General features: G+C 70.3%; 18 protein-coding genes. 8 read left to right on the forward strand and 10 right to left on the reverse strand.

Annotation, left to right across the window (positions count from 1 at the left end):
* Positions 1-23: 23 nt before the first annotated feature.
* From AC6JA9_RS13140 to AC6JA9_RS13150, 3 genes are all read left to right on the forward strand, one after another.
* Positions 24-2,489 (forward strand): ABC transporter permease, encoded by a 2,466-nt coding sequence (locus AC6JA9_RS13140; RefSeq protein ID WP_497959834.1) that lies wholly within the window; start codon positions 24-26, stop codon positions 2,487-2,489.
* A gap of 127 nt (positions 2,490-2,616) precedes the next feature.
* Positions 2,617-3,567 carry a hypothetical protein gene (locus AC6JA9_RS13145; protein ID WP_408891106.1) on the forward strand — a complete coding sequence of 317 codons (951 nt, stop codon included), beginning with the start codon at positions 2,617-2,619 and terminating at the stop codon, positions 3,565-3,567.
* 286 nt (positions 3,568-3,853) lie between these two features.
* Complete coding sequence (locus tag AC6JA9_RS13150; protein ID WP_497959835.1) at positions 3,854-6,508, forward strand: SBBP repeat-containing protein; 2,655 nt, start codon at positions 3,854-3,856, stop codon at positions 6,506-6,508.
* Between the two features lie 75 nt (positions 6,509-6,583).
* On the opposite strand, the gene AC6JA9_RS13155 is transcribed toward AC6JA9_RS13150, so the two are convergent.
* The 3 genes from AC6JA9_RS13155 to AC6JA9_RS13165 are packed head-to-tail and all read right to left on the reverse strand — an operon-like array spanning position 6,584 to position 8,292.
* Complete coding sequence (locus AC6JA9_RS13155; protein ID WP_223748908.1) at positions 6,584-7,213, reverse strand: TetR/AcrR family transcriptional regulator; 630 nt, start codon at positions 7,211-7,213, stop codon at positions 6,584-6,586.
* Positions 7,210-7,527 carry a DMT family transporter gene (locus AC6JA9_RS13160; RefSeq protein WP_223748909.1) on the reverse strand — a complete coding sequence of 106 codons (318 nt, stop codon included), beginning with the start codon at positions 7,525-7,527 and terminating at the stop codon, positions 7,210-7,212. The genes AC6JA9_RS13155 and AC6JA9_RS13160 overlap by 4 nt, the downstream gene beginning before the upstream one ends.
* Before the next feature lie 24 nt (positions 7,528-7,551).
* Positions 7,552-8,292, reverse strand: a complete 741-nt coding sequence (locus AC6JA9_RS13165; protein ID WP_223748910.1) for an SDR family oxidoreductase — start codon at positions 8,290-8,292, stop codon at positions 7,552-7,554.
* A gap of 396 nt (positions 8,293-8,688) precedes the next feature.
* Here AC6JA9_RS13165 and AC6JA9_RS13170 point away from each other — a divergent pair, with 396 nt between their 5' ends.
* Positions 8,689-9,789 carry an alkene reductase gene (locus AC6JA9_RS13170; protein ID WP_473569377.1) on the forward strand — a complete coding sequence of 367 codons (1,101 nt, stop codon included), beginning with the start codon at positions 8,689-8,691 and terminating at the stop codon, positions 9,787-9,789.
* 69 nt (positions 9,790-9,858) lie between these two features.
* On the opposite strand, the gene AC6JA9_RS13175 is transcribed toward AC6JA9_RS13170, so the two are convergent.
* The 3 genes from AC6JA9_RS13175 to AC6JA9_RS13185 form a co-directional block, all read right to left on the reverse strand.
* Entirely contained in the window at positions 9,859-13,377 is a 3,519-nt protein-coding gene (locus AC6JA9_RS13175; protein ID WP_497959837.1) for an Ig-like domain-containing protein, read from the reverse strand.
* Positions 13,378-13,463: 86 nt separating this feature from the next.
* Complete coding sequence (locus tag AC6JA9_RS13180) at positions 13,464-13,661, reverse strand: hypothetical protein (protein ID WP_223748913.1); 198 nt, start codon at positions 13,659-13,661, stop codon at positions 13,464-13,466.
* Positions 13,662-13,943: 282 nt separating this feature from the next.
* The gene (locus AC6JA9_RS13185; protein ID WP_223785282.1) at positions 13,944-16,022 is read right to left on the reverse strand and encodes a sodium-translocating pyrophosphatase; all 2,079 of its coding nucleotides are present in this window, start codon (positions 16,020-16,022) and stop codon (positions 13,944-13,946) included.
* Between the two features lie 397 nt (positions 16,023-16,419).
* On the opposite strand from AC6JA9_RS13185, the gene AC6JA9_RS13190 reads away from it, so the two are divergent.
* Positions 16,420-16,746, forward strand: coding sequence for a hypothetical protein (locus AC6JA9_RS13190; RefSeq protein WP_141333038.1), 327 nt, complete (start codon positions 16,420-16,422; stop codon positions 16,744-16,746).
* 56 nt (positions 16,747-16,802) lie between these two features.
* Here the strand turns inward: AC6JA9_RS13190 and AC6JA9_RS13195 are convergent, their stop codons facing one another.
* Positions 16,803-17,903 carry a hypothetical protein gene (locus AC6JA9_RS13195; RefSeq protein ID WP_223785283.1) on the reverse strand — a complete coding sequence of 367 codons (1,101 nt, stop codon included), beginning with the start codon at positions 17,901-17,903 and terminating at the stop codon, positions 16,803-16,805.
* 119 nt (positions 17,904-18,022) lie between these two features.
* A complete protein-coding gene (locus AC6JA9_RS13200) occupies positions 18,023-19,408 on the reverse strand; it encodes a hypothetical protein (protein ID WP_223748917.1) in 1,386 nt (461 codons plus the stop codon).
* Positions 19,409-19,635: 227 nt separating this feature from the next.
* Here AC6JA9_RS13200 and AC6JA9_RS13205 point away from each other — a divergent pair, with 227 nt between their 5' ends.
* Positions 19,636-20,724 carry a hypothetical protein gene (locus tag AC6JA9_RS13205; protein ID WP_497959839.1) on the forward strand — a complete coding sequence of 363 codons (1,089 nt, stop codon included), beginning with the start codon at positions 19,636-19,638 and terminating at the stop codon, positions 20,722-20,724.
* 67 nt (positions 20,725-20,791) lie between these two features.
* Positions 20,792-21,211: a VOC family protein gene (locus tag AC6JA9_RS13210; RefSeq protein WP_046712380.1), complete on the forward strand. Its 420-nt coding sequence runs from the start codon at positions 20,792-20,794 to the stop codon at positions 21,209-21,211.
* A gap of 17 nt (positions 21,212-21,228) precedes the next feature.
* Here AC6JA9_RS13210 and AC6JA9_RS13215 read toward each other — a convergent pair whose 3' ends face one another.
* Positions 21,229-22,626: an APC family permease gene (locus tag AC6JA9_RS13215; protein WP_223748919.1), complete on the reverse strand. Its 1,398-nt coding sequence runs from the start codon at positions 22,624-22,626 to the stop codon at positions 21,229-21,231.
* 57 nt (positions 22,627-22,683) lie between these two features.
* On the reverse strand, positions 22,684-23,007 hold the full coding sequence (locus AC6JA9_RS13220) for an excalibur calcium-binding domain-containing protein (RefSeq protein ID WP_223748920.1): 324 nt from the start codon (positions 23,005-23,007) through the stop codon (positions 22,684-22,686).
* A 100-nt stretch (positions 23,008-23,107) separates the two neighbouring features.
* Between AC6JA9_RS13220 and AC6JA9_RS13225 the strand changes: the two genes are divergently transcribed.
* Positions 23,108-24,055, forward strand: a complete 948-nt coding sequence (locus tag AC6JA9_RS13225) for a hypothetical protein (protein WP_497959840.1) — start codon at positions 23,108-23,110, stop codon at positions 24,053-24,055.
* Positions 24,056-24,220 lie beyond the last annotated feature (165 nt).

The following is a 24,220-nucleotide window of genomic DNA, read 5'->3' on the forward strand; positions in this document are numbered from 1 at the left end:
CGAGGTGCCCGGAGGTTTCTTGCGTGGACATCCTTCTCAGTGGCCTGCGGCAGACGCTGCGCGCGCTGCGACGCAGCCCAGGCTTCACGCTGGGGTGCATCCTGTTGCTCGCGGTGGGCATCGGCGCGAGCACCGCGCTCTTCAGCGTGGTGGAGGGCGTCCTGCTGCGCCCCTTGCCCTATCCGGACTCCGAGCGGCTCGTAGAGCTCTCCCAGCTCGGGGTGAAGGGCCAGACGATGCGGTTCTCGGACCCCAACTTCGAGGACGTGCAGGCCCGGAGCCGCACCGTCGAGTCGCTGGCGCAGGTCTCGGGGCCGGCCAGCGTCGCCGTCACGGGCACGGACGAGCCCACCTTCGCCGCGCTGTCGTGGGTCTCGCGCGGGTTCTTCCCCGCCTTTGGCGTGCCGTCCGTCCAGGGGCGCCTGTTCGCCGCGGACGAGCAGCAGGAGGGAGGCGCTCCGGCGGTGGTGGTGAGCCACGGCTTCTGGAAGCGCTACCTGGGCGCGCGGCCACTGCCCATGGACCGGACGCTCACCTTCGAGGGCCGCGCCTACACCGTGGTCGGCGTGATGCCCGAGTCCTTCGACTACCCGGCGGGCACCCAGTTGTGGATTCCCCGTGAGCTGGAGCGGCGGCTGACGAGCCGGACCGCACACAACTGGCGGGTGGTGGGGCGGCTGGCGGGCGGCGTGAACCTGGAGGCCGCGCGGGCGGAGCTGACCGGCATCGCGCGCGAGCTCGTCGGGCTTCATGGTCAGGAGACCAACATGCGCGACGTCGCCGTGATGTCCCTGCGCGAGAGCCTGGTGGGCCCCGTCCGCCCCACGCTCTACCTGTTGCTGGGCGCCGCGGCCTTCCTGCTGCTGGTGGCGGGGGCCAACGTCACCAACCTGCTGCTCGCGCGGGGGGCGTCGCGGGGGCGCGAGCTGGCGGTGCATGTGGCGCTGGGCGCGGGGCCGGGGGCCCTGGTGCGGCGCTTCATCGCGGAGTCGCTCGTGTTGTCGCTGGCGGGTGGGGCGCTCGGCGCCTTGTTCGCCACCTGGAGCGTGCATGTGTTGCTCGCGCTCGAGCCGGGCCACCTGCCGCGCGTGGCGGAGGTGGACGTGAACGCCACGGCGCTCCTGTTCGCGCTGGGGTTGTCGCTGGTGCTCGCGGTGGGGCTGGGGCTGGTGACGGCGCTGCGCTCGGGGCGCCAGAGCCCGTGGGCCACGTTGACGCAGGCGGGGCGCACACAGACGGGCGGAGGGAGCGCGGACCAGGCGCGGCGTGCCCTGGTGGTGGGGCAGCTCGCGCTCGCGCTGGTCCTGCTGGTGGGCGCGGCGCTCTTGGGGCGCAGCATGCTGGGCCTGCTGTCGCTGGACCCGGGCTACCGCACCGAGGATGTGGCGGTGCTGAGCCTGGTGCTGCCTCCGGTCAAGGACAAGGACGCGCCGCAGGCGAGGGACAACATCCAGCTTCAGGATGCGCTGCTGTCGAGGCTGGGCGCGCTGCCCGGCGTGCGCGCGGTGGGGGCGGTGAATGTCTTCCCGCTCGAGGGCGGCTCGGGCGGTGACGGCACCTTCCTGGTGCTCAATCGTCCCGACGAGGTGAAGAACTTCGACGACTTCGGGCGGCTGGCGCACGAGCCCGAGCGCACGGGCGCGGCCGAGTACCGCGTGGCGAGCGAGGGCTACTTCCACGCGATGGACATCCCGCTGGTGCGCGGGCGCCTGTTCGACGCGAACGACACGATGGAGTCGCCGCACGTGGCGCTCATCAGCGAGTCGCTCGCGAAGGCGCGGTGGCCCGACGAGGATCCGCTGGGCAAGCTCATCCAGTTCGGCAACATGGATGGGGACCTGCGGGCCTTCACCATCGTCGGCGTCGTGGCCGACGTGCGGGAGCGGGGGCTGGACGAGGCGCCGAAGCCCACGTTCTACGGCTGCTCGCGGCAGCGGGTGCGGGCCTTCTCCCGCTTCCATGTCGCGGTGCATGGCTCCATCGGCTCCAAGGCCTTGGTGAGCGCGGCGGGGCCGGTGTTGCGCGAGCTCGCTCCGCAGCTGCCCTCGCGCCTGAGCACGGTGGAGAGCCTGCTCACGGGCTCGCTGGCTTCGCGGCGCTTCAGCCTGCTGCTGCTGGGGGCCTTCGGCGCGGTGGCGCTGCTGCTCTCGGTGGCGGGGCTCGGGGCCGTGGTGTCCTACGCGGTGGCGCAGCGCACGCGGGAGTTCGGCATCCGCTTCGCGCTGGGGGCGACGGCCGGGGACGTCCTGCGACTGGTGCTCCGGCAGGCGGTGGTGCTCGCGGGGCTCGGCGTGGCGCTCGGGGTGGTGGCGGCGTTGGGGCTGGGGCAGGTGCTCCAGGGCATGGTGTACGGCGTGAGCCCCACCGAGCCGTGGGTCATCGTGGGCGTGGCGGTCCTCCTGCTGGGCGTGGCCCTGCTCGCGAGCTGGCTGCCGGCCCGACGCGCCTCCCGCGTGGACCCGATGACGGTGCTCCGCTCGGAGGCGTGAGGCCAGCCGCTGCCGCCGTCCACCGGATGACGCGCCTGGCCCGCACCGGGACCAGGCGCTGTCGCGTGTGAGATAGGCCAGAGCCATCCGCTGGCCCTTGCCTCCTCGGACGACGTAGCGAGGACGGGTGCTCCCACGCCTCCTCGTCCTCCGGTTCGCGCTGGCCCTCGGGCTCGCGCTCGTGTCGTCCGGCTGTGCCACCTCGTCGCGTGGGCTGGCGCGTCAGCGCGCGGAGCCGGACTACTGCGTCCCCGCGCAGTCCCCGCGTGACGACTCCGCCGGGCGACTCGACGTGGAGGCGCCCCTCCCGGAGTCCCCCGAGCTCCAGGCTCGCTTCACCCGCCAGGACCTGCTGCTGGCGCACGCGGCCGGAGTGCTCGTGCCCCTGGAGACGCTGGCGCGGCTGGCGCCGGGGACCGACACCCGGGCCCAGCGCGACGCGCTGTTGAGGGACATCGAGCTGCGGCTGCTCCTGTTCTCGACGACGCTCTCCAGCGTGTCGGCGGAGCTGGAGTGCGAGGCGCGGCGCACGGCGCAGATGGCGAGGCTCCTGGATGCGAAGGAGACGCGGCGGCAGACGCTGCTCACCGTGTCCTCCATCGTCGTGGGCGCGCTGACCACCACCGTCACCGCCATCTCGAACGATGACCGCGCCAACGACATCATCGACATCACCGGCGGCGCGGTGGGCGCGGGGCTGGGGCTCGCGGCGCTCTTCTCGTCCCCCTCGCTGGACTTCGAGCACCCCAGGAACCTGCTCGCGGACATCTGGCGACAACCCGCGCGCTCCGGGGACTTCCCCGCGTCCCTCTGGTTCGTCCTGAGCCACAAGGACTTCAGCAACGCGCAGCGCCACGCCATCCGCCACAACGTCCGCGCGCGGTGGATTGCGTCCGGGTACGTGGAGGAGACGGGCGGCGACGCGCCGTACTTCGGCCGGGGCGGGCGCTACACGCTGGACGCCCTCCAGACGCGGGCGAACATGCTCGGTGAGCTCCAGGCCGCCGTGCGCCTCATCCACCAGAACCTCCAGGTCCTCCTGACGAAGCTCGTCACGGTGTCGGGACAGGGTGACTGACGTGTGACGTGAAGAGCGCTCCCCACGAGAACTCTTCACCCGCGCCGTGCTCGCGGAGGCTGGAGGTCAGGGCTTCCCCGCAGGGACAAAAAAGACATCGCGAGGTGTGACGCCCGAAGACGTGGTTCGAGGGGGTGTCGAACCTGTATCGATGTTTCGGATTGCGCATCGCGAAATGCTGCGGGCGTCGCGAGTTGCTATTGCGGGACGTGAGGTCTGACGACCTTGCTGTCTTTCATTGTGGGGGGTTCAGATGCGTGCATGGATTCTAGGAGCGTGTGCCTTCGTGGCATTGCCCGCGATGGCGCAGGTCCCGGCTTGGATTTGGCACCGAGGCACCGCGAACGCGGACCGGGGGCGCGCGGTGGCGGCGACCGCCGAGGGCGTCTACTCCACGGGCGAATCGACGGGGTCATTCGATTCGAGTCTTCCCGTGGGAGGCTCCGACGTCGTCGTCACCAAGCACCTGGCCAACGGCACCAAGGTCTGGTCCGTGATGCTCGGCACGACCTCCCTGGAAGTGGGGACGGGCATCGCCACGTACACCGTGCCAGCCACGCCGCAGGTCTACGTCACCGGTTACACCACGGGAGGCTGGGGTGGGGGATTCCAGGGCGTGCAGGACGCCTTCCTGGCCCGGGTGAATCCAGCCAACGGAGCCCTCCAGTGGGTGCGTCAGCTCGGCACCCCGGCGCTGGACCAGGCCCAGGGGGTGGCCACGGACCCCGCGGGCTCCATCTACATGGCGGGGCACACGGCGGGCACGCTGCCGCTCAATACCAGTGCTGGCGGCCAGGATGGGTTCCTGGCCAAGTACGACTCCGCTGGCAACCTGCTCTGGGTCCGCCAGTTCGGCTCGCCACAGTCCGAGGTGGTTCGGGGCGTGGCCGTGGACGCGAACAACGATGTCTATGTCGTCGGCTCCACGACGGGCTCGTTCGGCGCGACCCATGCCGGCTCCACGGACCTGTTCATCGTGAAATACAACAGCGCGGGCGTCCAGCAGTGGCGAAAGCAGATGGGAACGACGGGGTCGGAGTCCATCTACGGTGTCGCCACGTCGCGGCTCGCGAGCGGCGCCATCAACGTCTACGTGGTGGGCTACACGGACGCGGCCTTCGACCTGCAGACCCACCAGGGAGGCCAGGATGCCATCGTCGTGAAGTTCGATGGCGCCGGGAACCGCGTGTGGTCCCGTCAGTTCGGAACGCCCGGCAGTGAGCTGGCCCTCGGCATCGCCTCCGACGGCGGCGCGAACGTCTACATCACGGGGCGCAGCAACTACGACTTCGTCACCAACCTGCCCAACTCCTCGCACGACTTCTTCATGCAGAAGTACGACTCGGGAGGTGGACTGCTGCTCACGCGTCAGTTCGGCTCCACCAACATGAACGACCCCGCGATGCAGGATGACATCGGCAACGGCGTGGCCGCGGACATCAATGACAGCGTCTACGTCACGGGCGCCACCCAGGGCGAGTTCGCCAGCTCCCCGCTGCCGAACGCCGGCGGCGATGACTACGTGGTGTTCCGCTACGAGGATGGCTGTCAGATCAACACCCCGGGTCAGTGCGGTATCGGCTACGGCTGGGGGGACCCGCACCTGGTCACCTTCGACAACCGCCACTACGACTTCCAGGGCGCCGGTGAGTTCATCTTCGTGGAGAGCACGGACACCAACGCGCCCCTGGTCGCGCAGGCGCGCATGCAGCCGTGGGTGAACAACAACCGGGTGACGGTGATGACGGCGGTGGCGACGCGGCTGGGCGCGAGCCGGGTGGGCCTCTACCTGACGACCAGCGGGCACGAGCTGCGCGTCGACGGCGTGCTGACCTCCGTGCCCGTGGGGGACACCATTCCCGTGGCGGGCGGCGGACGCGTCCTGCGTCCGGACGCCGCGTCCTACGTGCTGTCCTACCCGGGCGGGGACAAGGCGCTCGTCAGGCTCAACGGCACGTACATGGACTTCAACTTCGCCCTGAAGCCGACGCGGCGCGGCCGGATTCGCGGCCTGCTGGGCAACTACGACGGCGTCACGACGAACGAGTACGCGCTGCGCAACGGCACCCAGCTGACGCCGACGCTGTCTTTCACCGAGCTCTACGTGGGGCCGACCAGCTTCGCGGCGAGCTGGCGCATCTCCCAGGCGGAGTCCCTCTTCGACTACGCCTCCGGGCAGAGCACGGCGACCTTCACCATCCCGGACTTCCCGGCGGCGCCCGCCACGGTCGCGGACCTGCCCGCGACGGAGCGGGACGCGGCGCGCAACCGGTGCCTCGCGGGGGGCGTCCAGACGGGCGTCTTCCTCGACAGCTGCACCGTGGACGTCGCGGTGACGCAGGACACGGGCTTCATCGCGTCCACGGCCCGGGTGCAGGCCCAGGTCCAGGCCCAGCGCGGCCCCCAGGCGCCGGCCCCCGTGCCCGCGGGGACCCGGCTGTACTTCGCCAACTTCGGCGCCGCGGTGGGCCAGGAGTGGAACACGAACCTCATCTCCAGGTCCCCCAATGGTGCGCAGGCCTTCCTCGGCCCGTTCACCACGGAGGCGGTCCGTCTGACGCTGCCGGCCACGGGCAGGCCCGGCGTCGTCTCGCTCAGCTTCGACCTGTACATCCTCGATGCCTGGACGGGTGACAGCGCTCCGGGGACGAACACCTGGTACCTGCAACAGGGGGCCGCCCTGGTGGGCGGAACCTTCTCCAACACGACGAGCACCCAGTCCTACCCGCGTGTCGGCAGCGCGGCCCGCACCGGCTCCATCGCCAACAACACGCTGGGCTACCAGGACGGGGACTCCACCTACCGGTTCAAGTGGCGGTTCGACACGAGCGGGACAACCCCCATCGTGTTGACCTTCTCCCGCTGGAACAACGGGGTCGCCCACCCGCTGCTGGCGGCTCCTTCCTGGGGAATCGACAACGTGGAACTCGCCCAGGAGTAGCGGCCTGTTCCCGACGCCTCCTCCGGCCGCGGCCGCCGGAGGAGCGCGGAGGAGGCAGGGGGCCTCCTCGTGCGCTCACCGCCCGGAAGGCCACGCGAGCATGGCGGTGTCGATGATGGCGTTCAGCTTCTGGGCGGACGCGCCATCACGGGCCTGGATGGACAGGCCCTCCAGCACCGCGGTGTAGAACGCCGCGAGCTTCTCCACGGGCGTGCCGGCGGGCAGCTCCCCCTGCTCCACGCCGCGCCGGAGCCTGCCCTCGAGCGCGCGCTCACCGCTCCGCCGGTTCTTCGCGAGGAACGTCCGGACGGGCTCGTTCTCCGGCGCGCCGAGCAACGACGCGAGGACGATCATGCAGCCCCGGGGCTTGTCGCTGGCCGTGTAGGCGCGTGCGTTGGCGCGCAGCATCTGCTCCACGGCGGCCCGAGCGGTGGGGGCCTCCTCCAGCCCGCGGGAGACGGGCTGCCCCTCGGTCTTGTCGAAGAGCTCGACGGCCTCGCGGAAGAGCGCCTCCTTGCAGCCGAAGATGGCATAGAGGCTGGGCTTGTTGACGCCCATGGCCTCGACGAGGTCCTGGATGGAGGTCCCCTCGTAGCCCCGGGCCCAGAACACGCGCATGGCGGCCTCGAGCGCCTCGTCCCGGTCGAAGCTGCGAGGCCGGCCCAGCGGACCGGCGGACTTCTTGCGCGCCTTGCGAGTCGTCATCCTTCCAGGGCCCTCAATCCCGCGACACCGACCCCAATCAACACCAGGCAGAGGATTCGCGCCAGGGAGACGGGCTCGCCGAGGAACATCATCCCCACGAGCGAGACGCCGGACGCACCGAGGCCCACCCAGACCGCATAGGCCGTCCCGATGGGCAGGTGCTTCAACGCGAGGCCCAGCAGCACGAGGCTGGTCAGGGCGATGCCGATGCCGACGACGCTCGGCCACAAGCGCGTCAGTCCCTCGGACTGCTTGAGCGCGAGCGCCCAGGCAATCTCCAGGGCACCCGCGACCACCAGGAGCAGCCACGCCATGGGGGCCTCCTCCTTACCCTGGGCTCAGGCGTTGGTGCCGCTGTCCACCGCGATGGACGCGCCGGTGATGAAGCGTCCGCCGGGGCCCGCGAGGTGACCCACGGTGGCGGCGATGTCGTCGGGGCCGGCGAACTGCTTGATGGCCATCAGCGCCAGCTCCGCTGCGGCCTGGGGCCCGTCGGCCGGGTTCATGTCCGTGTCCGTCGGCCCGGGGTCGACCACGTTCACCGTGATTCCGCGCCCGCCCACGTCGCGGGCCAGCCCCTTCGTCAGGCCAATCAGCGCCGACTTGGTCATCGCATAGAGCGTGACGCCGCCATGGGGCACCCGCTGCGCGAAGCACGTGCCGATGGAGATGATGCGGCCGCCGTCCTTCATGTGGGCGAGCGCGGCCTGCGAGGCGACGAACACCCCCCGGACGTGGATGGAGAGCGTCCGGTCCAGTTCCTCCACGGTGACCGCCTCGAAGGGGCCGAAGGGGAAGACCCCGGCGTTGTTGACCAGGATGTCCAGCCCGCCGAGCTCCGCCGCCGCGCGCTCCACGCTCCTTCGCACGGCGTCCACGTCGCCGCTGTCCGCCTGGATGGCCACGGCGCGCTGTCCCTGTGCCTCCAACTCGGCCACGAGCCGGGCCGCCTTGTCCTCCGAGCGCACGTACGTGAAGGCGACGCGCGCACCCCCCTTCGCCAGATGCCGGACGATGGAGGCGCCGATTCCTCGCGCGCCGCCCGTCACCAATGCCGCCTTGCCCGTGAAGTCACCCATGTGTGTTCTCCCGACTTTTGAACCGGTCGTTCAGAAATGATTACGAGCCGGGGGCCGCGTCGGCAATACTTTCGAACCGAGCGGTTCTAAAACACTGCGTCAGGGCGCCGGCGGGGCCAGGTCCGGGACCATGGGGACCCGCCGGGTCCCGGGGCCATTGGGCGCGGCCACGCTGTCGTTCGCGAAGGTGCGCATCTCGTCTCCTGTTTCGCGCTCGGTCGGGAAATCGCGTTTTGAAAATCCATCCAGGAGAAGTCTGGGATGAGAAGTCGCGCCTCCGCGATGCGCGTCCCGGCGGAAATCTTCACGTGGAGGGCGAATCGAACACTTTGTGGTGACGTGGAGGGCGGGTCGTTACGCTGGCCGGAACTTTCCCCCGTCCCCCCGAGACGCCCCATGCCGACCCTCTTCGACCCGACGAACGCGGGTGACCTGCGACTCTCCAACCGCATCGTGATGGCGCCGCTGACGCGCAACCGCTCGCCTGGCGCCATCCCGCCGGACCTCGCCGTCACCTATTACGCCCAGCGCGCCACCGCCGGCCTGCTCATCAGTGAGGCCACCGCCATCAGCCATCAGGCCCAGGGCTATGCGGACGTCCCGGGGCTGTACGCCCCCGAGCAGCTCGCCGCGTGGAAGAAGGTCACCCAGGCCGTGCACGAGGCGGGCGGCCGCATCGTCACGCAGCTGTGGCACGTGGGGCGTGTGTCGCACACGGAGCTGCAGCCGGGCAACGCGGCGCCCGTGGCGCCCTCGGCTGTCGTGGCGAAGACGCGGACGGTGCTCTTCCGGGACGGCGTCCCCACGTTCGAGCCCACCTCGGTCCCGCGCGCGCTGGAGCTGACGGAGCTGCCCGGCATCGTGCAGGACTATGTCCGGGCCGCGCGCGCCGCGGTGGAGGTGGCGGGCTTCGATGGCGTGGAGATTCACGGCGCCAATGGCTACCTGCTGGACCAGTTCCTGAAGACGGGCTCCAACGAGCGCACGGACGCGTACGGCGGGAGCATCGAGAACCGCGCCCGGCTGCTGTTGGAGGTCACCCGCGCGGTGGTGGACGCGGTGGGCGCGGGGCGCACCGGCATCCGCCTGTCGCCCGTCACCAACGCCAACGACGCGTTCGACGCGAACCCCCAGCCGCTGTTCGAGCACGTGGTGCGCGAGCTGGCGAAGCTGGGCCTCGCGTACATCCACGTCATCGAGGGTGCCACCGGAGGCCCGCGTGAGCTGGATGACCGCCCGTTCGACTACGTCGCGTTGAAGAAGGCGTACCGCGACGCGGGCGGCAGGGGCGCCTGGATGGTCAACAACGGCTACGACGGGGAGCTGGCGCGCAAGGCGGTGGAGGCGGGCGCGGACCTGGTCTCCTTCGGCCGGCCGTACATCTCCAACCCGGACCTGGTGCGCCGGCTGCGCGAGAACGCGCCCCTGGCCCCGCTGGACAAGAAGACGCTCTACGGCGGCGGCGCCAAGGGCTACACCGACTACCCCACGCTCTGAGTGGAGGCTGGCGGCGCCGGGCACGCCTCGACGGTGGAGGCGTGCCTTCGGCTCGGGGCAGGGTGCCCCTCAGGGCCCCCACACCGGTCCGCTCGGGGTGACGCTCATGCCCTGCACGTCCGAGCGCAGTGGCGTCAGGGCGACCGCGCCACTGGCGGCGTAGCCGAACGCGCCGCCCGTGCTCTGGATGCCCTTGTCGAAGCGCACCACCGCGCTGCCTTTTGTCGGGTGTGTCATCGTCACCGTGTACGCGGTCGACGTCTCGTCCAGCGCCAGCGTCAGGTTCGCGGCCGCCGTGTCCTTGGCCTGGACCACGTGCAGGAAGTGGCTCACCACCTGGCCCTGCGTCTCCACCTCGCCGCGGAACTGGCCGACGGGGTAGGTGTACGTGCCATTGGGGCGCAGCGGTCCGCGCTCGTCGATGACGCGCCGGGTGGGGCTCGCCGGGACGAGCGTGCTCACGCGCAGCTCCTGCGTCCCGCTGGTCGCGGACCAGGTGTTGCCCGTGAGCACCGGGCTCGACGGGAAGTGGATCAGGAACGTCTTGTCCACCGAGGCGTCGCCCTGCGAGCTCTCCATCCGGTCGAACACGACGAGCGTGTCGAGCGGCCGCACGAACAGCGCCTCGCGCACCACCCGGCCCGCGGAGGGATTGCCGACCTCCGCCTCGCGGTGCGCCCAGTCGTCGCTCACGTCGTACGCGCCCGTGAGGTCCACCACGGCGTAGTGGGCGTGCGTGGACGACTCCAGGCGCAGCATCCGCGGCGCGTGGTGGTAGTAGCCCACCGTGCCCAGCCCGTCGAAGAGCAGGGTGTTGTGCGCCACGGGTGACTCGGTGTCCACGGCCCCCGTGCCCGCGTAGCCGACAATCTGGTTGGCATAGCCCACCGTCTCGCGCGCCAGGAACTCACCGGCCCGCCACAGCTGGAAGCTGCCGGAGTCGCGGTGGGCGTGGCCCGCGTTGGAGGTGATGCCGAACTGCAGGTTCACCATCGTCGCGTCGGGCGCCCACGCCGTCTTCGCGTACACCTGGCCCAGGCCCACAGCGCGATAGTCGAGCGGCAACGTGGACAGGTCCCGCGCCTGCACCGACGCCAGCGTGTCGCTGTAGACGTAGCGCACCCACCGGTCGTCAATCGGGTGGCCGGTGAGCTCCAGGAAGCGCTTGGCGTAGCCCGCGATGGGCTGGTCCGCCCACTCCTCGATGAGCGGCGCCAGGTAGCTGCCCAAGGACGTCTGCGCGGTGTTGCTCGGGTCCCACCGGCTCAGCCAGCGCTCGTCGTCGTTGAACGGGAAGGTCTCATACAGCTGGAACTGTCCCATCCGGCTCGGGCCCGGCGTGGTGGAGTAGATGGACCAGAAGACGGACTCCTTGAAGAAGTCGGTCTGGTCCCACAAATCCTGGCCATACAGGCCGAGCGTGGTGAACGGCACCGTCATGTAGCCGAACGTCCGCCGGCCATACGTGGAGCCCTCGTGGGGCGCGCCGCCCGCGGCCGCTCCGTCGAGATAGGGCTTGAGCGAGAACTTCCAGCGCGAGCTCATCGCGTACTGGAGGAGCTGGTGGGCGTAGGGCTGGTTCTCGTGCCAGCTGGCGATGGCCCACAGGAGCGAGTTGCGGAAGTAGCCCGTGTAGTAGTTGTTGCCCTCCATGCCGATGCCGCCCCAGGGATTGTCATTGAGCGCGGCGATGACGGAGTTCCACCGCGTCAGCAGCAGCGTCTGCTCCGCCGGGAGCAGGTGGGCGAAGCACCAGTCGTAGGTGAGGATGACGGCCTCGCCGTACCAGCGGGCCGGGTCGCTGGAGATGGTGTTCTCGCTGATGGGGACCTGGGTGTTCACCGCCCAGGTGATGGCCGAGCGGCAGGACGCGGCGGCGCCGGTGATGAGCGAGTGCATGGCGGCGTCGATGGCCTGCTCGGGGCCCTGCACGTTCGCCACGGGCGTGTACGGGTTCTGGGCGAAGTACGCCTGGGCCCGCGCCAGCCGGGACGCATTGAACCAGACGCGCGGATGCGCCACCGGGATGGAGAGCACCACCGGAGGCCCGTTGGCGATGGTGAGCTGGATGGGCGCGGAGGTGGTGAGGTTGCCGGCGCGGTCCCTCGCCACCGCCGTCACCGGGAAGGTGCCGTCACCCACCAGCGTGGTGGAGAGGTTGAACCAGTACGGGTAGCTGGTGTCCTCGGCGCCCTGGTCCTGGCCATTCACGCGCAGCCGCACGCCGGCGACGCGGATGTTGTCGTGGGCGTCGACGCGAATCTGCACGGTGCCGCCCACCGTGGTGCCCGTGGCGGGCGAGACAATCTGCACCTGGGGCGGTGTGGTGTCCGGCGGCGGCGCGCTCACGGTGATGGAGATGGGCGCGGAGACGGTGACGTTGCCCGCGGCGTCACGCGCCACGGCGGTGAGCTGGCGCGGGCCGTAGGGCTGGAGCGTCTCCGTGTCGAGCGTCACGGCCCACGGCGCGGCCAGGTCCGCCTCGCCCACCTGGACGCCGTCGAGCTGCACGTGCACCCGGGTGACGCCCACGTCGTCCGTCGCGCTCGCCCGCACGGTGAACGGGCCGCTCACCGTCTCGTTGGGAGCGGGCAGGGTGACCTGCACCTGGGGCGGCGCCGTGTCGACCAGCACGTTGTCGACGGTGATGCGCACCGAGGCGGAGGTGGTGAGGTTGCCGGCCGCGTCGCGCGCGTGCGCCGTCAGGACATGGGCGCCGTTGCGCAGCAGGCGCGTGTCCAGCGCCGCCGACGACAGGTTGCGCCCGTCGATGCGCAGCTGCACGTGGGCCACGCCCACGTTGTCGCTCGCGCTCGTGACGACGTTGATGACTCCGGCCACCGTCGCGCCCGCGGAGGGCGAGGTGATGGCGACGGTGGGCGGCGTGGTGTCCGTGCGGGGCACGGGCGGGGTGTACTCGAGCGTGAGCACCGGCCTGCGCTCCGGCTGCGTCGCGAGGCCCGTGAACACCTTGGCCACCCGGCCCACGCGGGTGTTCGCCAGCATCACCCCCTGGTTGGTCGACGGGTCATCCACCCAGGACTGCACCACCGCCACGTCGAGCGGCACGTCGATGACGTTCACCACGACGGGGAACGCATCCAGCACGAAGGCCTTCCCCGCCACCTGGTCCGTCCCCGCGCCGACGGCGCCCAGCCGCTCCCACTCCAGCCCGTCGTCGCGGAACTGCCAGCCCAGCCCCGCCGCCGTCGCGCTCCAGGGCGCCTGGACATAGGTGCCCCGCAGCTCGAAGTCGCCGTTGTAGGTCTCCACGGCCACGCGCAGCGTCGCGCCCTGCACCACCGCGCCGCTCGGAATCCCCAGCTGGGGGAAGCGCAGCAGCGTCTGGACTTCGTAGTCCTCCGTCTGGAACACCCCCAGCAGCGCCTCGTTGCGGTGCGCCGCGCCGTTCTGGGTGATGCCCTGGCTGGTGATGGCCACGGCCTCGGAGGCCGTCACCGGCGTCGTCACCGCCTGAGCGCGGCTCTCCGTGGTGGAAGGCGCGTCTGGCGTCTTCGTGCATCCGAGGAGCACGAGCGCGGCGTACAGCCCCATCCACCCGACAAGGCGGCTTGTTCCTGAGTTCATAGGATGACAGTTCCTAGCCTGTCGTTGCGGGGGCGTCCACCGCGTCGCGGGCCTGGGCTGTCACGTGCCGCCCGGGGGTTTCCCGCTCAGAGCGTGGGCTGGTGTCCCTGGAGCTGGGCCGCCACCTGTCGCTTGAGGGCCTGCAGCTGTTGGAGCTTCGCCTTCAGCTCCTGGCGCATCTCCCGCTCGTCGGTGTGGAGGACCTCGTCGTGCAGCTCCTCGATGCTCTCCGCCAGATTGGCATTGAGGAGGTTCATCTGCTGCTGGGAGAGCTCCAGGACCATGGGACACCTCTGTGTCAGCACAGGCGGAACACGGCAAAGCCTAGCATGCGTGTGCTCGGCGCCCCCAAACCGCGCCCGGCGCCAATGCCTGTCGGAGTGTCGGCTGGCCCACAGCCTGAATCCCGAGTCCCGGCCGGCGTCGCGCGTCATCGACGGGCGCGAGCGCTTCCAATGGACTGGGGGGAGGACCCCACCCCCTACGGGCTTCCCGAGGGGATGGGGCACTGCCTGTCGGCGTGGCGCCCCGGTGAGTCGGGGCGCCCGTGCCGCTTGCTTCGGGGACTAACGCAGCGCGATGAGCGAGGCGACCAGCAGCGAGACGACGCTCATCACCTTGATGAGGATGGCGACGCCCGGGCCGGAGGTGTCCTTGAACGGGTCGCCCACCATGTCGCCGACGACGGCGGCCTTGTGGACGTGCGAGCCCTTCGCGTGGCCCGGCAGCTTGCCCTTCTCGATGTACTTCTTGGCGTTGTCCCACGCGCCGCCGGCGTTGGCCATGTAGAGCGCCATGGTGGCGCCGACCACGAGCGCGCCGGCCAAGAGGCCCGCGAGCGCCTGGGGCCCGAGCAGGTAGCCCACCACGGGCGGGGCGACGACGGCGATGAGGCCCGGGAAGATCATCTCGCGCAGGGCGCTCTTGGTCGCGATGTCGACGATCTTCTTCGGGTCGGGGTCCGCCTTGAGCTCCATCAGGCCCGGAATCTCACGGAACTGACGGCCAATCTCCTCGACGATGGCGCCGGCGGCGCGGCCCACCGCGAGCATCGTCGACGCGCCGACGAGGAACGGGAGGATGGAGCCCAGCAGCATGCCCACGATGACGTTGGGGTTGGTGAGCAGCAGGCTCATCTCCGGCAGGCCGGCGGCGACGCGCGTGTGGTTGACCTCCAGGTTGAAGGCGGAGAACAGCGCGATGACCGTCAGCGTCGCCGAGCCGATGGCGAAGCCCTTGCCGATGGCCGCCGTGGTGTTGCCCACCGCGTCCAGCTCGTCGGTGATGGCGCGGACCTCGGGGCCCAGGCCGGACATCTCGGAGATGCCGCCGGCGTTGTCGGAGATGGGGCCGTACGCGTCCACCGTCATCACGACGGCGGTGCCGCCGAGCATGCCCACCGCGGACAGGGCGATGCCGTACAGGCCCAGCGCCTGGTCGGCGATGTAGGCCACCAGGGCGATGGTCGCCATGGAGATGCCCACGCTCTCCATGCCCACCGCGAGGCCGCGGATGAGGTTGGTGCCGGCGCCGGTGATGGAGGCCTCGGCGATGCGCTGCACCGGCCGGGCGGAGGTGTAGTAGTCGGTGACCAGGCCGATGATGGCGCCGCCGAACGCGCCCGCGGCCAGGGCCACGGTGATGTTCTGGGACAGGCCGAACACGTTCATCATGACGAACGACAGGCCCACCAGGATGACCGGCGGCATGATGAGCGCGCTGCGCAGCACCTGCGCGGGGTTCATGGCCTTGAGCGCGCGCGCGATGAAGATGCTCAGCACGCTGACGACGAGGCCCACCGCGGAGAGCACCAGCGGCAGCACCACGCCGGCGACCTTCGCCGTGCTCGCGGACGTGCCCTCGACGGCCAGCCGCGACAGCTCCGTGGCGTTGGCCGTCAGGGCGATGGCCATGGCGGCGACGATGGCGGCGACCATGGACTCGTAGATGTCCGCGCCCATGCCGGCCACGTCGCCCACGTTGTCACCCACGTTGTCGGCGATGACGCCGGGGTTGCGCGGGTCGTCCTCGGGGATGTTCTCGATGACCTTGCCGGCGATGTCGGAGCCGACGTCGGCCGCCTTGGTGTAGATGCCGCCGCCCACGCGCGCGAACAGCGCGATGGAGCTGGCGCCCACGGCGAACGAGTGGAGGATGGGGGACAGCTCCGGGTGACCCTGGAAGGCGTAGTAGATGCCGCCCATGCCCACCAGGCCCAGGCCCGCCACCGCCAGGCCCATCACCGCGCCGCCGTCCAGCGCGACCAGCAGCGCGTTCGGCTTGGAGCCCGTGCGCGCGGCCTGCGCGGTGCGCACGTTGGCGAACGTGGCGGCCTTCATGCCGATGTAGCCGGCGAGCAGCGAGAGGAACGCGCCCACCACGAAGCTCACGGCCGCCAGCTTGCCCAGCGCCAGGCCGATGAGGACCGCGAGCACCGCGCAGTAGATGGCGAGCACCTTGTACTCGCGCACGAGGAACGCCATCGCGCCTTCACGGATGTAGCCCGCGATGCGGTTCATCGTCGCGTCGCCGTCCGGCAGGGACTTGACGCGGAAGTAGAAGAACGCAGCGAAGAGCAAGCCCACGGCGCCGACGACGCTTGGTGCGACTGCCCAGAAACTCGACTCGAGACTCGACAACTCCATCCATTCTCTCCAGAGCAGTCCCGGGGATTGACGTCTCGCCCCCGCTGGGTCGCTCGTTGCCGCACAGTTGGTGTGCAGGGCCTATACGGGATTTCCGTACGCGCTGGGAGCCTCCTCTGAGCGGATAAGGGGGTGGGGCCGCCCCCGGGGGGAGTGGGGTGGGGCCGGGGGGATGGTGGGTCGGCCGGGCTTCGGGGGCCTCCCGAGAGGAGAACCCGCTCTCACGGGCGGCCGCTGGCGGGGTGCGCCATGGCGTTGGTTTGAGTCGGAAGGAAATTCCAGGAGGGGAATTGTATGGGACTGTCGGTGAATATCGGCGGTCCGGGCGCCCTATCGTGGCTACCATGGGCGCGGGAGCTTCCCTGCTTCCGTAGGACCTTCCACGTCCGTTGCCGCCATGGAACTGCAGGTCATCGAGGTGATGCTCAACTCCCAGGACCTGGCGAAGGTGCCGCTGGGAGGCCATGAGGGCATCGCGGCGCGCTTGCGGGAGGCGCTGGCGGCGGTGGGGTTGGGGACGGTGACGGGCGCGAGCGCCGGGGGCGGCGTGGCCATCGTCGACGTGTCGGTGCCGAAGGAGCGCGTCCCGGAGGCGCTCGGCTTCCTGAAGCAGCAGCTGCGCTTGTGCGGCGCGCCGCGCACCACGGTGCTGAGCGTGGATGACACGGAGGTGCCCATCGGCGGGGACGAGCCGTGGGGGAGGCGGACCTCGCGTCCGGACTGAGGCCCCGGCACGCGCCCTCGCTGGGAGGAGGCGCGCGCTCGGGGGGGCTGCTTCGCTCAGAGGATGGGCGGCAGCTCCTGCTGGAGCTCGGCGCTGGTGCGCCAGCCCGCGGGCTTCAGGGGGGTGACGAACTCCAGGGTGCCGTTGGAGAGCGACACGCCGGCGGTGGTGTCCGCGCGCAGGTGGATGCGCTGGACCTTCTCGTGCAGCGCGCGGCGGGCCTCTCCGTCGCGGGCGAGCGTGCCCAGCGCATCGAGGACCCGGGTGGCCAGGAACGCGAGCGCGCGCAGGGCCTCGGCGCTGGTGGCGCTCGAGCCCGGGGTGAGCGCGAGGGGGACGGGGCGCTCCAGGAGGGCGCCCAGCTTCTCGCTGTCCTTGAGCAGCTGGCGGCGCAGCTGGAGCGGGGAGGGGATGGGGGCGTCGTCGACGCGGATGAAGCCCAGGTAGCCCGCGTCCAGCACGCTGACGCACTCGATGTGGTTCACGTTGACGATGACCGCGTTGGCTTCGCGGTCCCGCTCCTCCTGCAAGAGCAGGGAGCGGCCCTCGCGCGAGTCCTCGAGGATGTCCCGGACGGTGCCCGTGAAGTACGTGCCGCTGTGCAGCGACACCGTCACGCGCGGGGGGAGCAGGGGGATGCCCGCCTGTCGACGGCTGGCGATGCGCAGGAGCGCCTGGAGCGTCGTCTCCAGTCCCCGGGGCTTCATGTCCAGGAAGGCCGCCAGCGGGTCGTCCGGGCGCGACAGCTCCGGCTCGGACTGCAGGGCGCGCTGGATGCCCTCTCGGCGGTCATGGATGTCGTCCAGGTTGGTGCAGGGCTCGTGGTCCAGGGTGAGCACGCCGTCGACGAACGAGGCGAAGCTGGAGCCGGAGACGTTGCCCGCGACGTTCTGGATGACCAGGCGCTTGAGCGAGCCCTGGACGAACTCGCGGCCCAGCTCGTCCTCCGTCAGCGATTCGAGCGCCTGGAAGAGCGGCGTGAAGTACACCTTCGTCCACGCCTCCTCGTAGATGTCCGCGTAGCCGTCGGCGCAGAGGCTGGCCCAGTCGACCTTCACCGGCACCTTGAAGCCGGCGACCTCGGCCAGCTGCTTCTCGAGCTGGGGAAACTGCGTCTCCTCGAACGACTTCGCCGCCTTGCGCTCCGCGAGTCCCATGGATGTCTCCGTTGGTGTCGCGCGGCAGTCTCGCCCGGACGGCCCATGCCCTTGCAAGTTTGATGATGCATTCGCGGACTCCAATCCGATGAGAGGACTGGAGTCCGCGAGACCCGGTGCTACAGGAAGGTCACCTTGCCATTGCGCTGAAAACAGACATGCGGCGTTCCATCCGTGGGGCGGATGGCGATGCTGGGCCGCGTGCCGTCCTGGATGGTGCCCAGCTGGGTGTATGTCCAGAAGCCGCGGGCGTCCGGGGTGATGAGCTCCAGCGTCGTCCCATGGCGCTGGGCGATGACGGGCTTGCCCGCGCTGTACGCCAGGTCATTGGAGCCGGCGTTGTAGTCCCCCTGGGACGTGCGCGCGGTGCTGGTGGACAGGGGCGTGCCGAGCGTCACGTCGAAGAGGCTGCCCCAGGCGCCGGTGGGTGTCCCGTTGGCGAGCACCAGCAGGTGCTGGTCCGGCGTCAGCGCCAGGGAAGACCAGCTGGTGATGGAGGAGAGCCCGTTCAGGGAGAAGGTCTCCACGACGGTGCCCTTGACGGCGGTCAGCAGGTTCCGGTTGGTGAAGTAGAGCGTGCCCGCCGCGTCGAAGAGGGCCTCGCTCGTCATGGCGCCCTGGAGGAACAGGGGCGTGCTCCACGTGTTGGTGCCGGTGCGGGCGGTGATGCGCGCGCCCGACGAGCTGTCGCCGTAGGCGATGACGGGCTGGTGGCCCTGGGTGGGGTTGAGCGTGACGGACAGGTTGACGGCGTTGGTGCGCTCCGCCACGTCCACCACCTCGCGCACCCAGGTGCCGCCGAAGCGGGTGGCATACGCGACGCGCATGAGCTCCCCTCGTCCCTGCTCCCCGTTGCCCTTGAGGTAGGCGATGTGCGGCGTGCCGGTGGCGGGCTCGACGGCGATGACGGGCTTGAAGGTGAACTTCCCCTCGTTGTTGAAGCCCGCGCCGTCGATCTGCTCCGTCGTCCACGACGTGCCGTCCCAGAGGCCATACCAGAGCGAGCGGTGGGTGTCGTTGAAGTAGACGATGTGGCCCCGGCCGGCGGTGTCGAACGTCAGCTCGCAGAAGCCGCCCGTCACGTCCGGGCTCGGGTCGATGACGGTGTTGAGGAGCGTGTCCGTGGTGGACTCCACGTTGAAGTGGAACTCGCCCTGGGCCTTCTTCCCCGACTGCGTCTCCACCGAGACGGACAGGGTGGCGACGCCCTTGGGCGGCAGCTTCCAGGTCACCCGCTCCGAGTCCGGCTCGAGGACGCCGGAGGTGGCGCTCCAGCTCACCGACCTGAAGACCTCTCCGGAGGCGGAGACCTTGAAGCGCTCGGCCGCGCCCTCGACGAAGCCTCCCTGTCCGCCTTCCCGCTCGATGAGCAGCGCCAGCGTGTTGTCCGTGCGTGAGGGGATGACCTGCGTGGGCGCGTCGCCCGGCTCACCGGCGCAGGCGGTGAACAGGCTCACCGCTCCCGCCACGAGCAGCCTCTTCATGATGTTGTTGCGCTGCTTCAATGCGTCGCTCCTGGCTGAATGGGCTGGCGAGGGCATCCCGCCAGTCCGACACGGTCGTCGTGTCGGGCTCCTTCAACGGCTGTCATTGCGGAAGGGTCTATCCGGATACAGATGCAATGGCGGAACAGGAAATGCGGTGGTGGCTGGAACCTCGTGTGTGCTTCGCGCGTCGGAACCCGTCCGGGGTGTGCATGTGCTTCCGGGGGGCGGTCTGGTAGACGGGGGGCATGAGTCGACGACGTGCCCCGGAGGACCTCTCCGCGTTGTTGGGAGAGCCGAAACCGGACTGGGAGCGCCTCACCCAGGCGCTCAAGAAGCTTCCGGAGGACGTGGACCCGGCGCTCGCCGCGGGGGCGGCGCTGCACCTGCTCCCAGAGGACCGCTCGTCCCTCTGGGCCTTCGGGCGTCACTGTCAGCAATTGCCCGCGCCGGTCATCCGCGCGGTGCTGGAGCGGCTCGCGGACGACCTGCGTCCGGGGGTGTTCTTCCTGCGCGAGAGCGTGGACCTGGAGGGCTCGGATGAAGCCCTGCGCGAGTCGTGGCGGATGGCGCTCCAGGGGTTGTTGGATTTGGACGTGACGTATGGCTGGGGTTCGAGGCAGCGCAAGGCGAAGCTCCAGGGGCTGGCGGCGAACCCGGTGTTGCTCCAGTCCCTCCAGACGGTGGTCGTGGCCAGCGAGGAGGTGTCCCGGGACATGCTGGCGGTGTTGACCATCGACGCGTCCGAGGCCTCGCTCGACGCGCTCATCCCCCATGTCGAGCGGGCGGTGCAGCGCCAGGGGTGGGAGCTGGACCGGCTGGAGGACCTGCGGACGCACGCGCGCTCCACGCCGGCGTTGGAGGCCCTGTTCGAGCGGATGGAGGCGGTGCTCCAGGCGCGCCGCGCGCGCTCGCCGGCGCTGGAGCTGGCGCGGGCGCTGGGCTTCGGCGAGCCGGGCGTCTTCTGGTTCAAGCTGTATGCGACGGGCGGGGAGGAGGGGGACGAGCGCTCGATGACCTATCGTCACCACTGTCACCTGTCGGTCGACAGCCGGGCTCCGGACTGGCTCAGCTTCTCCATGTCCTCCTGGGACTCGGACGGGGAGCCGGGGAGGAATGTCCCGGTCTACGACCTGGATGGCACGGGGCTCCAGAACGACACGCTGGGGCTGGGGGACTGCGAGCCCACGCGCATCCCCGAGTGGATGGCCCGGGCCGCGGAGCGGTTGAAGACGGAGTGGCACTTCGAGCAGCGCGCGGTGATGACGAGCCTGAGGGGCCGGCAGCGCACACGGCTCTTTGAGTGGCTGACGGGGCGAAATCCTCCGGGAAAATAGACCGATGATTTCCGGCCGGGTCGGCAGTCAGAGGGGTAGAAACCTCATCCCACCCCTGGAGACACCCATGAAGCCCAGCCGTCCCCGCAAGCTGTTCCTCAACCTGCCCGTCGCGGACCTGAAGCGCTCGGTCGATTTCTTCACGAAGCTGGGCTTCGAGTTCAACAAGGACTTCACCGACGACAGCGCCACCTGCATGGTGGTGGGCGAGGACGCGTACGTGATGTTGCTGACGGATGCGCGCTTCAAGGAGTTCATCAAGAAGCCGCTGCACGACGCGACGCAGAGCACGGCGGGGACGTATGCGCTGTCCGCCAACAGCCGCGCCGAGGTCGACGAGATGGTGAAGATTGCCTTGTCGTCCGGAGGCTCGAAGGCCGCGGACGCCATGGATTTGGGCTTCATGTACGGCGGTAGCTTCTACGACCCGGACGGCCACCACTGGGAGCTGGCCTTCATGGAGCCGGGGCAGATGCCGCCGCAGTAGCACGGCGGCCCGTGGGCTCAGGGCCCGCCCACCACGCTGGCCTGGGAGGCTGGCGCCTTCGCTTGTCCTTCCCTGCGTCGGCGCCAGTACAGGAAGACAGGGACACCCGCGCCGAGCAGGAGGGTGCCCTTGAGCGCGTTGAGGGGATTGGACGCGGTGGAGCCCACCACGACGTAGAGCGCCGCCGCGATGAAGAGCAGCGGCGTGAGGGGATAGCCGGGCACCCGGTAGGACACGCGGGGCGCCAGTCCCCGCTTCTCCCGGGCGCGGTAGACGAAGAGCGTGGCCGCCGTGGCGCCGAAGACGAGCCAGTCCGCGAACACCACGTAGTCGAGCAGCTCGCCGTAGGTCCCCGTGCCCGTCAGCAGGATGGCCCACGCGGCCTGGAAGATGATGGCCGCCGCCGGCGTGTGGTGGCGCGGATGCAACCTGGCCATCCACGGGAAGAACAACCCGTCCGCCGCCATCGCCTGGTACACGCGCGGCGACACCAGGATGACCAGGTTGAGGAAGCCGAAGGTGGAGAGCGCCACGCCCGCCGTGATGAACGTGCGGCCCGCCGGGCCCAGGAGGTGCCCCAGCGCGTCCGCCGCAGGCGCCGTGCTCGCCGCCAGTCCCCCGGCACCGAGCGTGCGCAGGTAGGTGAGGTTCGCGAGCAGGTACACCCCCACCACGCCGATGACCCCCAGCAGTAGCGCGCGAGGCAGGTTGCGCTCCGGGTCCACCAGCTCCTCCGCCACGAAGTTGGTCTGCTGCCAGCCGCCATAGCTGAAGAGCACCGGCACCAGCGCCGCGCCCAGCGCCAGCACGATGGAGTCCGGCGGCTCGGGCGCCACCGTCTGCACTGGCGCCGCCCCCGACAGCAGGAGCCCCGCGCCCACGAGCACCGCGAGCGCCACCAGCTTGAGCACCGTGAAGACGTTCTGCGTGAGCGCCCCCGGCCGCACCCCGAAGGAGTTGATGCCCGACAACAGGACGATGGCGCCGATGGCCAGCGGGAGCCGGTAGTCCGCCGGCCACCCCGTCCACGCCAGCGTGTAGTTGGCGAACGTCACCGCCACCGCGGCGATGGCGCCCGTGGCAATCATCAACAGCAGGCCCCACGCGTTGAGGAACGCGGGCAGCTCGCCGAAGGCGTCGCGCAGGTAGACGTAGCTGCCCCCGGCCTTGGGGATGCGCTGCCCCAGCTCGCCGTAGATGAACGCCCCGATGAGCGCCACGCCGCCGCCGAGCAGCCATGCTCCCAAGGTGAGCCCTGGGGTATGTACGCGCTGGGCGACGATGGCGGGGTTGAGGAAGATGCCCGAGCCGATGATGCCGCCGATGACGAGCATCACCCCCGAGAACAGCCCCACCCGCCGCGAATAGCTTCCACCCGACGACGCCTTGGCCTCATTCGCGGCAGGAGCGCTCATGGTCCCCGAGCATAGTCCGGGCGCGAGCGCCTCACGACATGGCGGCTGTCACAAGGCCTACCGACAGCCACACCCCTGGCCCACGACCCAGAGGCAGCACGAGGCGTCCGCGAAACAAGCGTCCCGGTTCTTGCCCGAGCACTCGCAGCCCGACGCCGACGAGCAATGGACCTCGTCGCCGGTGTCCTCCTCGCACGCCACGCCATCATGGTCCGCGTCCAGGTCCGCGCGGCACTCCGGGTCGGCCTCGTAATCCAACTGCGCGGCCATCCGGGTGGGGTAGTCACTGCAATTCGTATCGTCACAGTCCAGGCCGAGCAGCCGCCCACAGCCCATGAGGAGGACGGCCAGCAACAGCGAGACACGCAGGAAGGAGTGCATCGCCCAGGCTCTACCGAAGCCTTGTTTTCATTCACATACCTCGCGAGGAGTAGAGTGTTTCCGACCCCTCCCGCGGTGGGAGGCATTGCCGGAGGAGCCCATGTCGCGCGGGCTCACCTTGATGTTGCTGGCCGTGCTCATCGCCGCTGTCGGCGCGGCGGGCCCCGTGGACGACGCGAAGCGGCTGGTCTCGCTCGAGGTCTCCGACGACGAGCGGGAGGCGCTGCGACAGGGCCTGGCGAGCGCGCCACTCGCGGACATCGCGCCCGTGCTGCTGCCGACGCTGGTGGAGGGGCCCGGTGTCTCGCCTGCACCTTGTGAGTCGCTGCTCGCGGGGGCGCGCTCGCCCCGGAGCAAGGCCTTCTGCGCCGCCCACGGCCTCTGGACCAGCCAGCTCGCGAGAGGCGACGCGCGGGCCGAGGTGCTCGTGAAGCTGCTGTCCTCCGCGAAGGACTCGCGCACGGTGTCCTTCCTGCTGACGGACGTCTGCGCCGAGTCCACGTGGAGCCCCCGGGCCGAGGCGGTGGTGACCAAGGTGCGGGACGCGGACGCCGAGGGCGCGACGCGTGAGCAGGCGGCGCACTGCCTGCTGCTCCGGGGAGATGTGTCGAGACTCGTCTCCCTGGCGCTGCGGGTGGTGAAGCGCGCGGAGCCGGGCTCGTCCGGCACGTGGCGGAGGTCCCAGGTCTACCGTTCCGTCTTCAACATCGGCGACCGAGTGCACCTGCTTCCGACCGCGAAGCGGGAGGCGCTGGTGGACTCCGTCTTCCACCTGCTCGCCCAGGACTCGGCCGATGGCGCCACGGATGCCGCGTACTTCACCGCGCGCCACCCGGGCTTCGTGCTGAAGGTCCCCGGTGAGTTCGCTCCGGACGCCACGCCGCAGAAGTACCAGGGTCCGCACGGCCTGAGCCCCCAGTCCTTCGCGGACACCGTCCGCGCTGCGCTGAAATGGCGAGAGGCCTCGGGACGGTCGTCGAAGCGGGCGTGTCCCGAGCGTGTCCTTCAACCTCATCGACTGGAACCGTCACACCCGTGTCAGGACTGACGCTCCACACCAGCGCGCGTGTCCTGGGGACTCCAGGCGCGGGGGGGACAACACCCTGGACGTGGCGACGGCGCCCATCGTCAAGGTGGAGGCCCGGCTGTGGCCGCCTCGCCGCCCCCATCAATCAGGCTTCTGGGGCGCGGCTCCAATGTCAGCCAGCGCACA

This window comes from Myxococcus sp. MH1 (assembly GCF_059738865.1).

Excerpts from the sequence above, each read along its gene's own strand:
- AC6JA9_RS13175 (WP_497959837.1), bottom strand. The coding sequence starts at position 13,377 with ATGAACTCAGGAACAAGCCGCCTTGTCGGGTGGATGGGGCTGTACGCC.
- AC6JA9_RS13205 (WP_497959839.1), top strand. The coding sequence starts at position 19,636 with ATGAGTCGACGACGTGCCCCGGAGGACCTCTCCGCGTTGTTGGGAGAG.
- AC6JA9_RS13190 (WP_141333038.1), top strand. The coding sequence starts at position 16,420 with ATGGAACTGCAGGTCATCGAGGTGATGCTCAACTCCCAGGACCTGGCG.
- AC6JA9_RS13215 (WP_223748919.1), bottom strand. The coding sequence starts at position 22,626 with ATGAGCGCTCCTGCCGCGAATGAGGCCAAGGCGTCGTCGGGTGGAAGC.
- AC6JA9_RS13220 (WP_223748920.1), bottom strand. The coding sequence starts at position 23,007 with ATGCACTCCTTCCTGCGTGTCTCGCTGTTGCTGGCCGTCCTCCTCATG.
- AC6JA9_RS13180 (WP_223748913.1), bottom strand. The coding sequence starts at position 13,661 with ATGGTCCTGGAGCTCTCCCAGCAGCAGATGAACCTCCTCAATGCCAAT.
- AC6JA9_RS13155 (WP_223748908.1), bottom strand. The coding sequence starts at position 7,213 with ATGACGACTCGCAAGGCGCGCAAGAAGTCCGCCGGTCCGCTGGGCCGG.
- AC6JA9_RS13160 (WP_223748909.1), bottom strand. The coding sequence starts at position 7,527 with ATGGCGTGGCTGCTCCTGGTGGTCGCGGGTGCCCTGGAGATTGCCTGG.
- AC6JA9_RS13210 (WP_046712380.1), top strand. The coding sequence starts at position 20,792 with ATGAAGCCCAGCCGTCCCCGCAAGCTGTTCCTCAACCTGCCCGTCGCG.
- AC6JA9_RS13185 (WP_223785282.1), bottom strand. The coding sequence starts at position 16,022 with ATGGAGTTGTCGAGTCTCGAGTCGAGTTTCTGGGCAGTCGCACCAAGC.
- AC6JA9_RS13170 (WP_473569377.1), top strand. The coding sequence starts at position 8,689 with ATGCCGACCCTCTTCGACCCGACGAACGCGGGTGACCTGCGACTCTCC.
- AC6JA9_RS13225 (WP_497959840.1), top strand. The coding sequence starts at position 23,108 with ATGTCGCGCGGGCTCACCTTGATGTTGCTGGCCGTGCTCATCGCCGCT.
- AC6JA9_RS13165 (WP_223748910.1), bottom strand. The coding sequence starts at position 8,292 with ATGGGTGACTTCACGGGCAAGGCGGCATTGGTGACGGGCGGCGCGCGA.
- AC6JA9_RS13195 (WP_223785283.1), bottom strand. The coding sequence starts at position 17,903 with ATGGGACTCGCGGAGCGCAAGGCGGCGAAGTCGTTCGAGGAGACGCAG.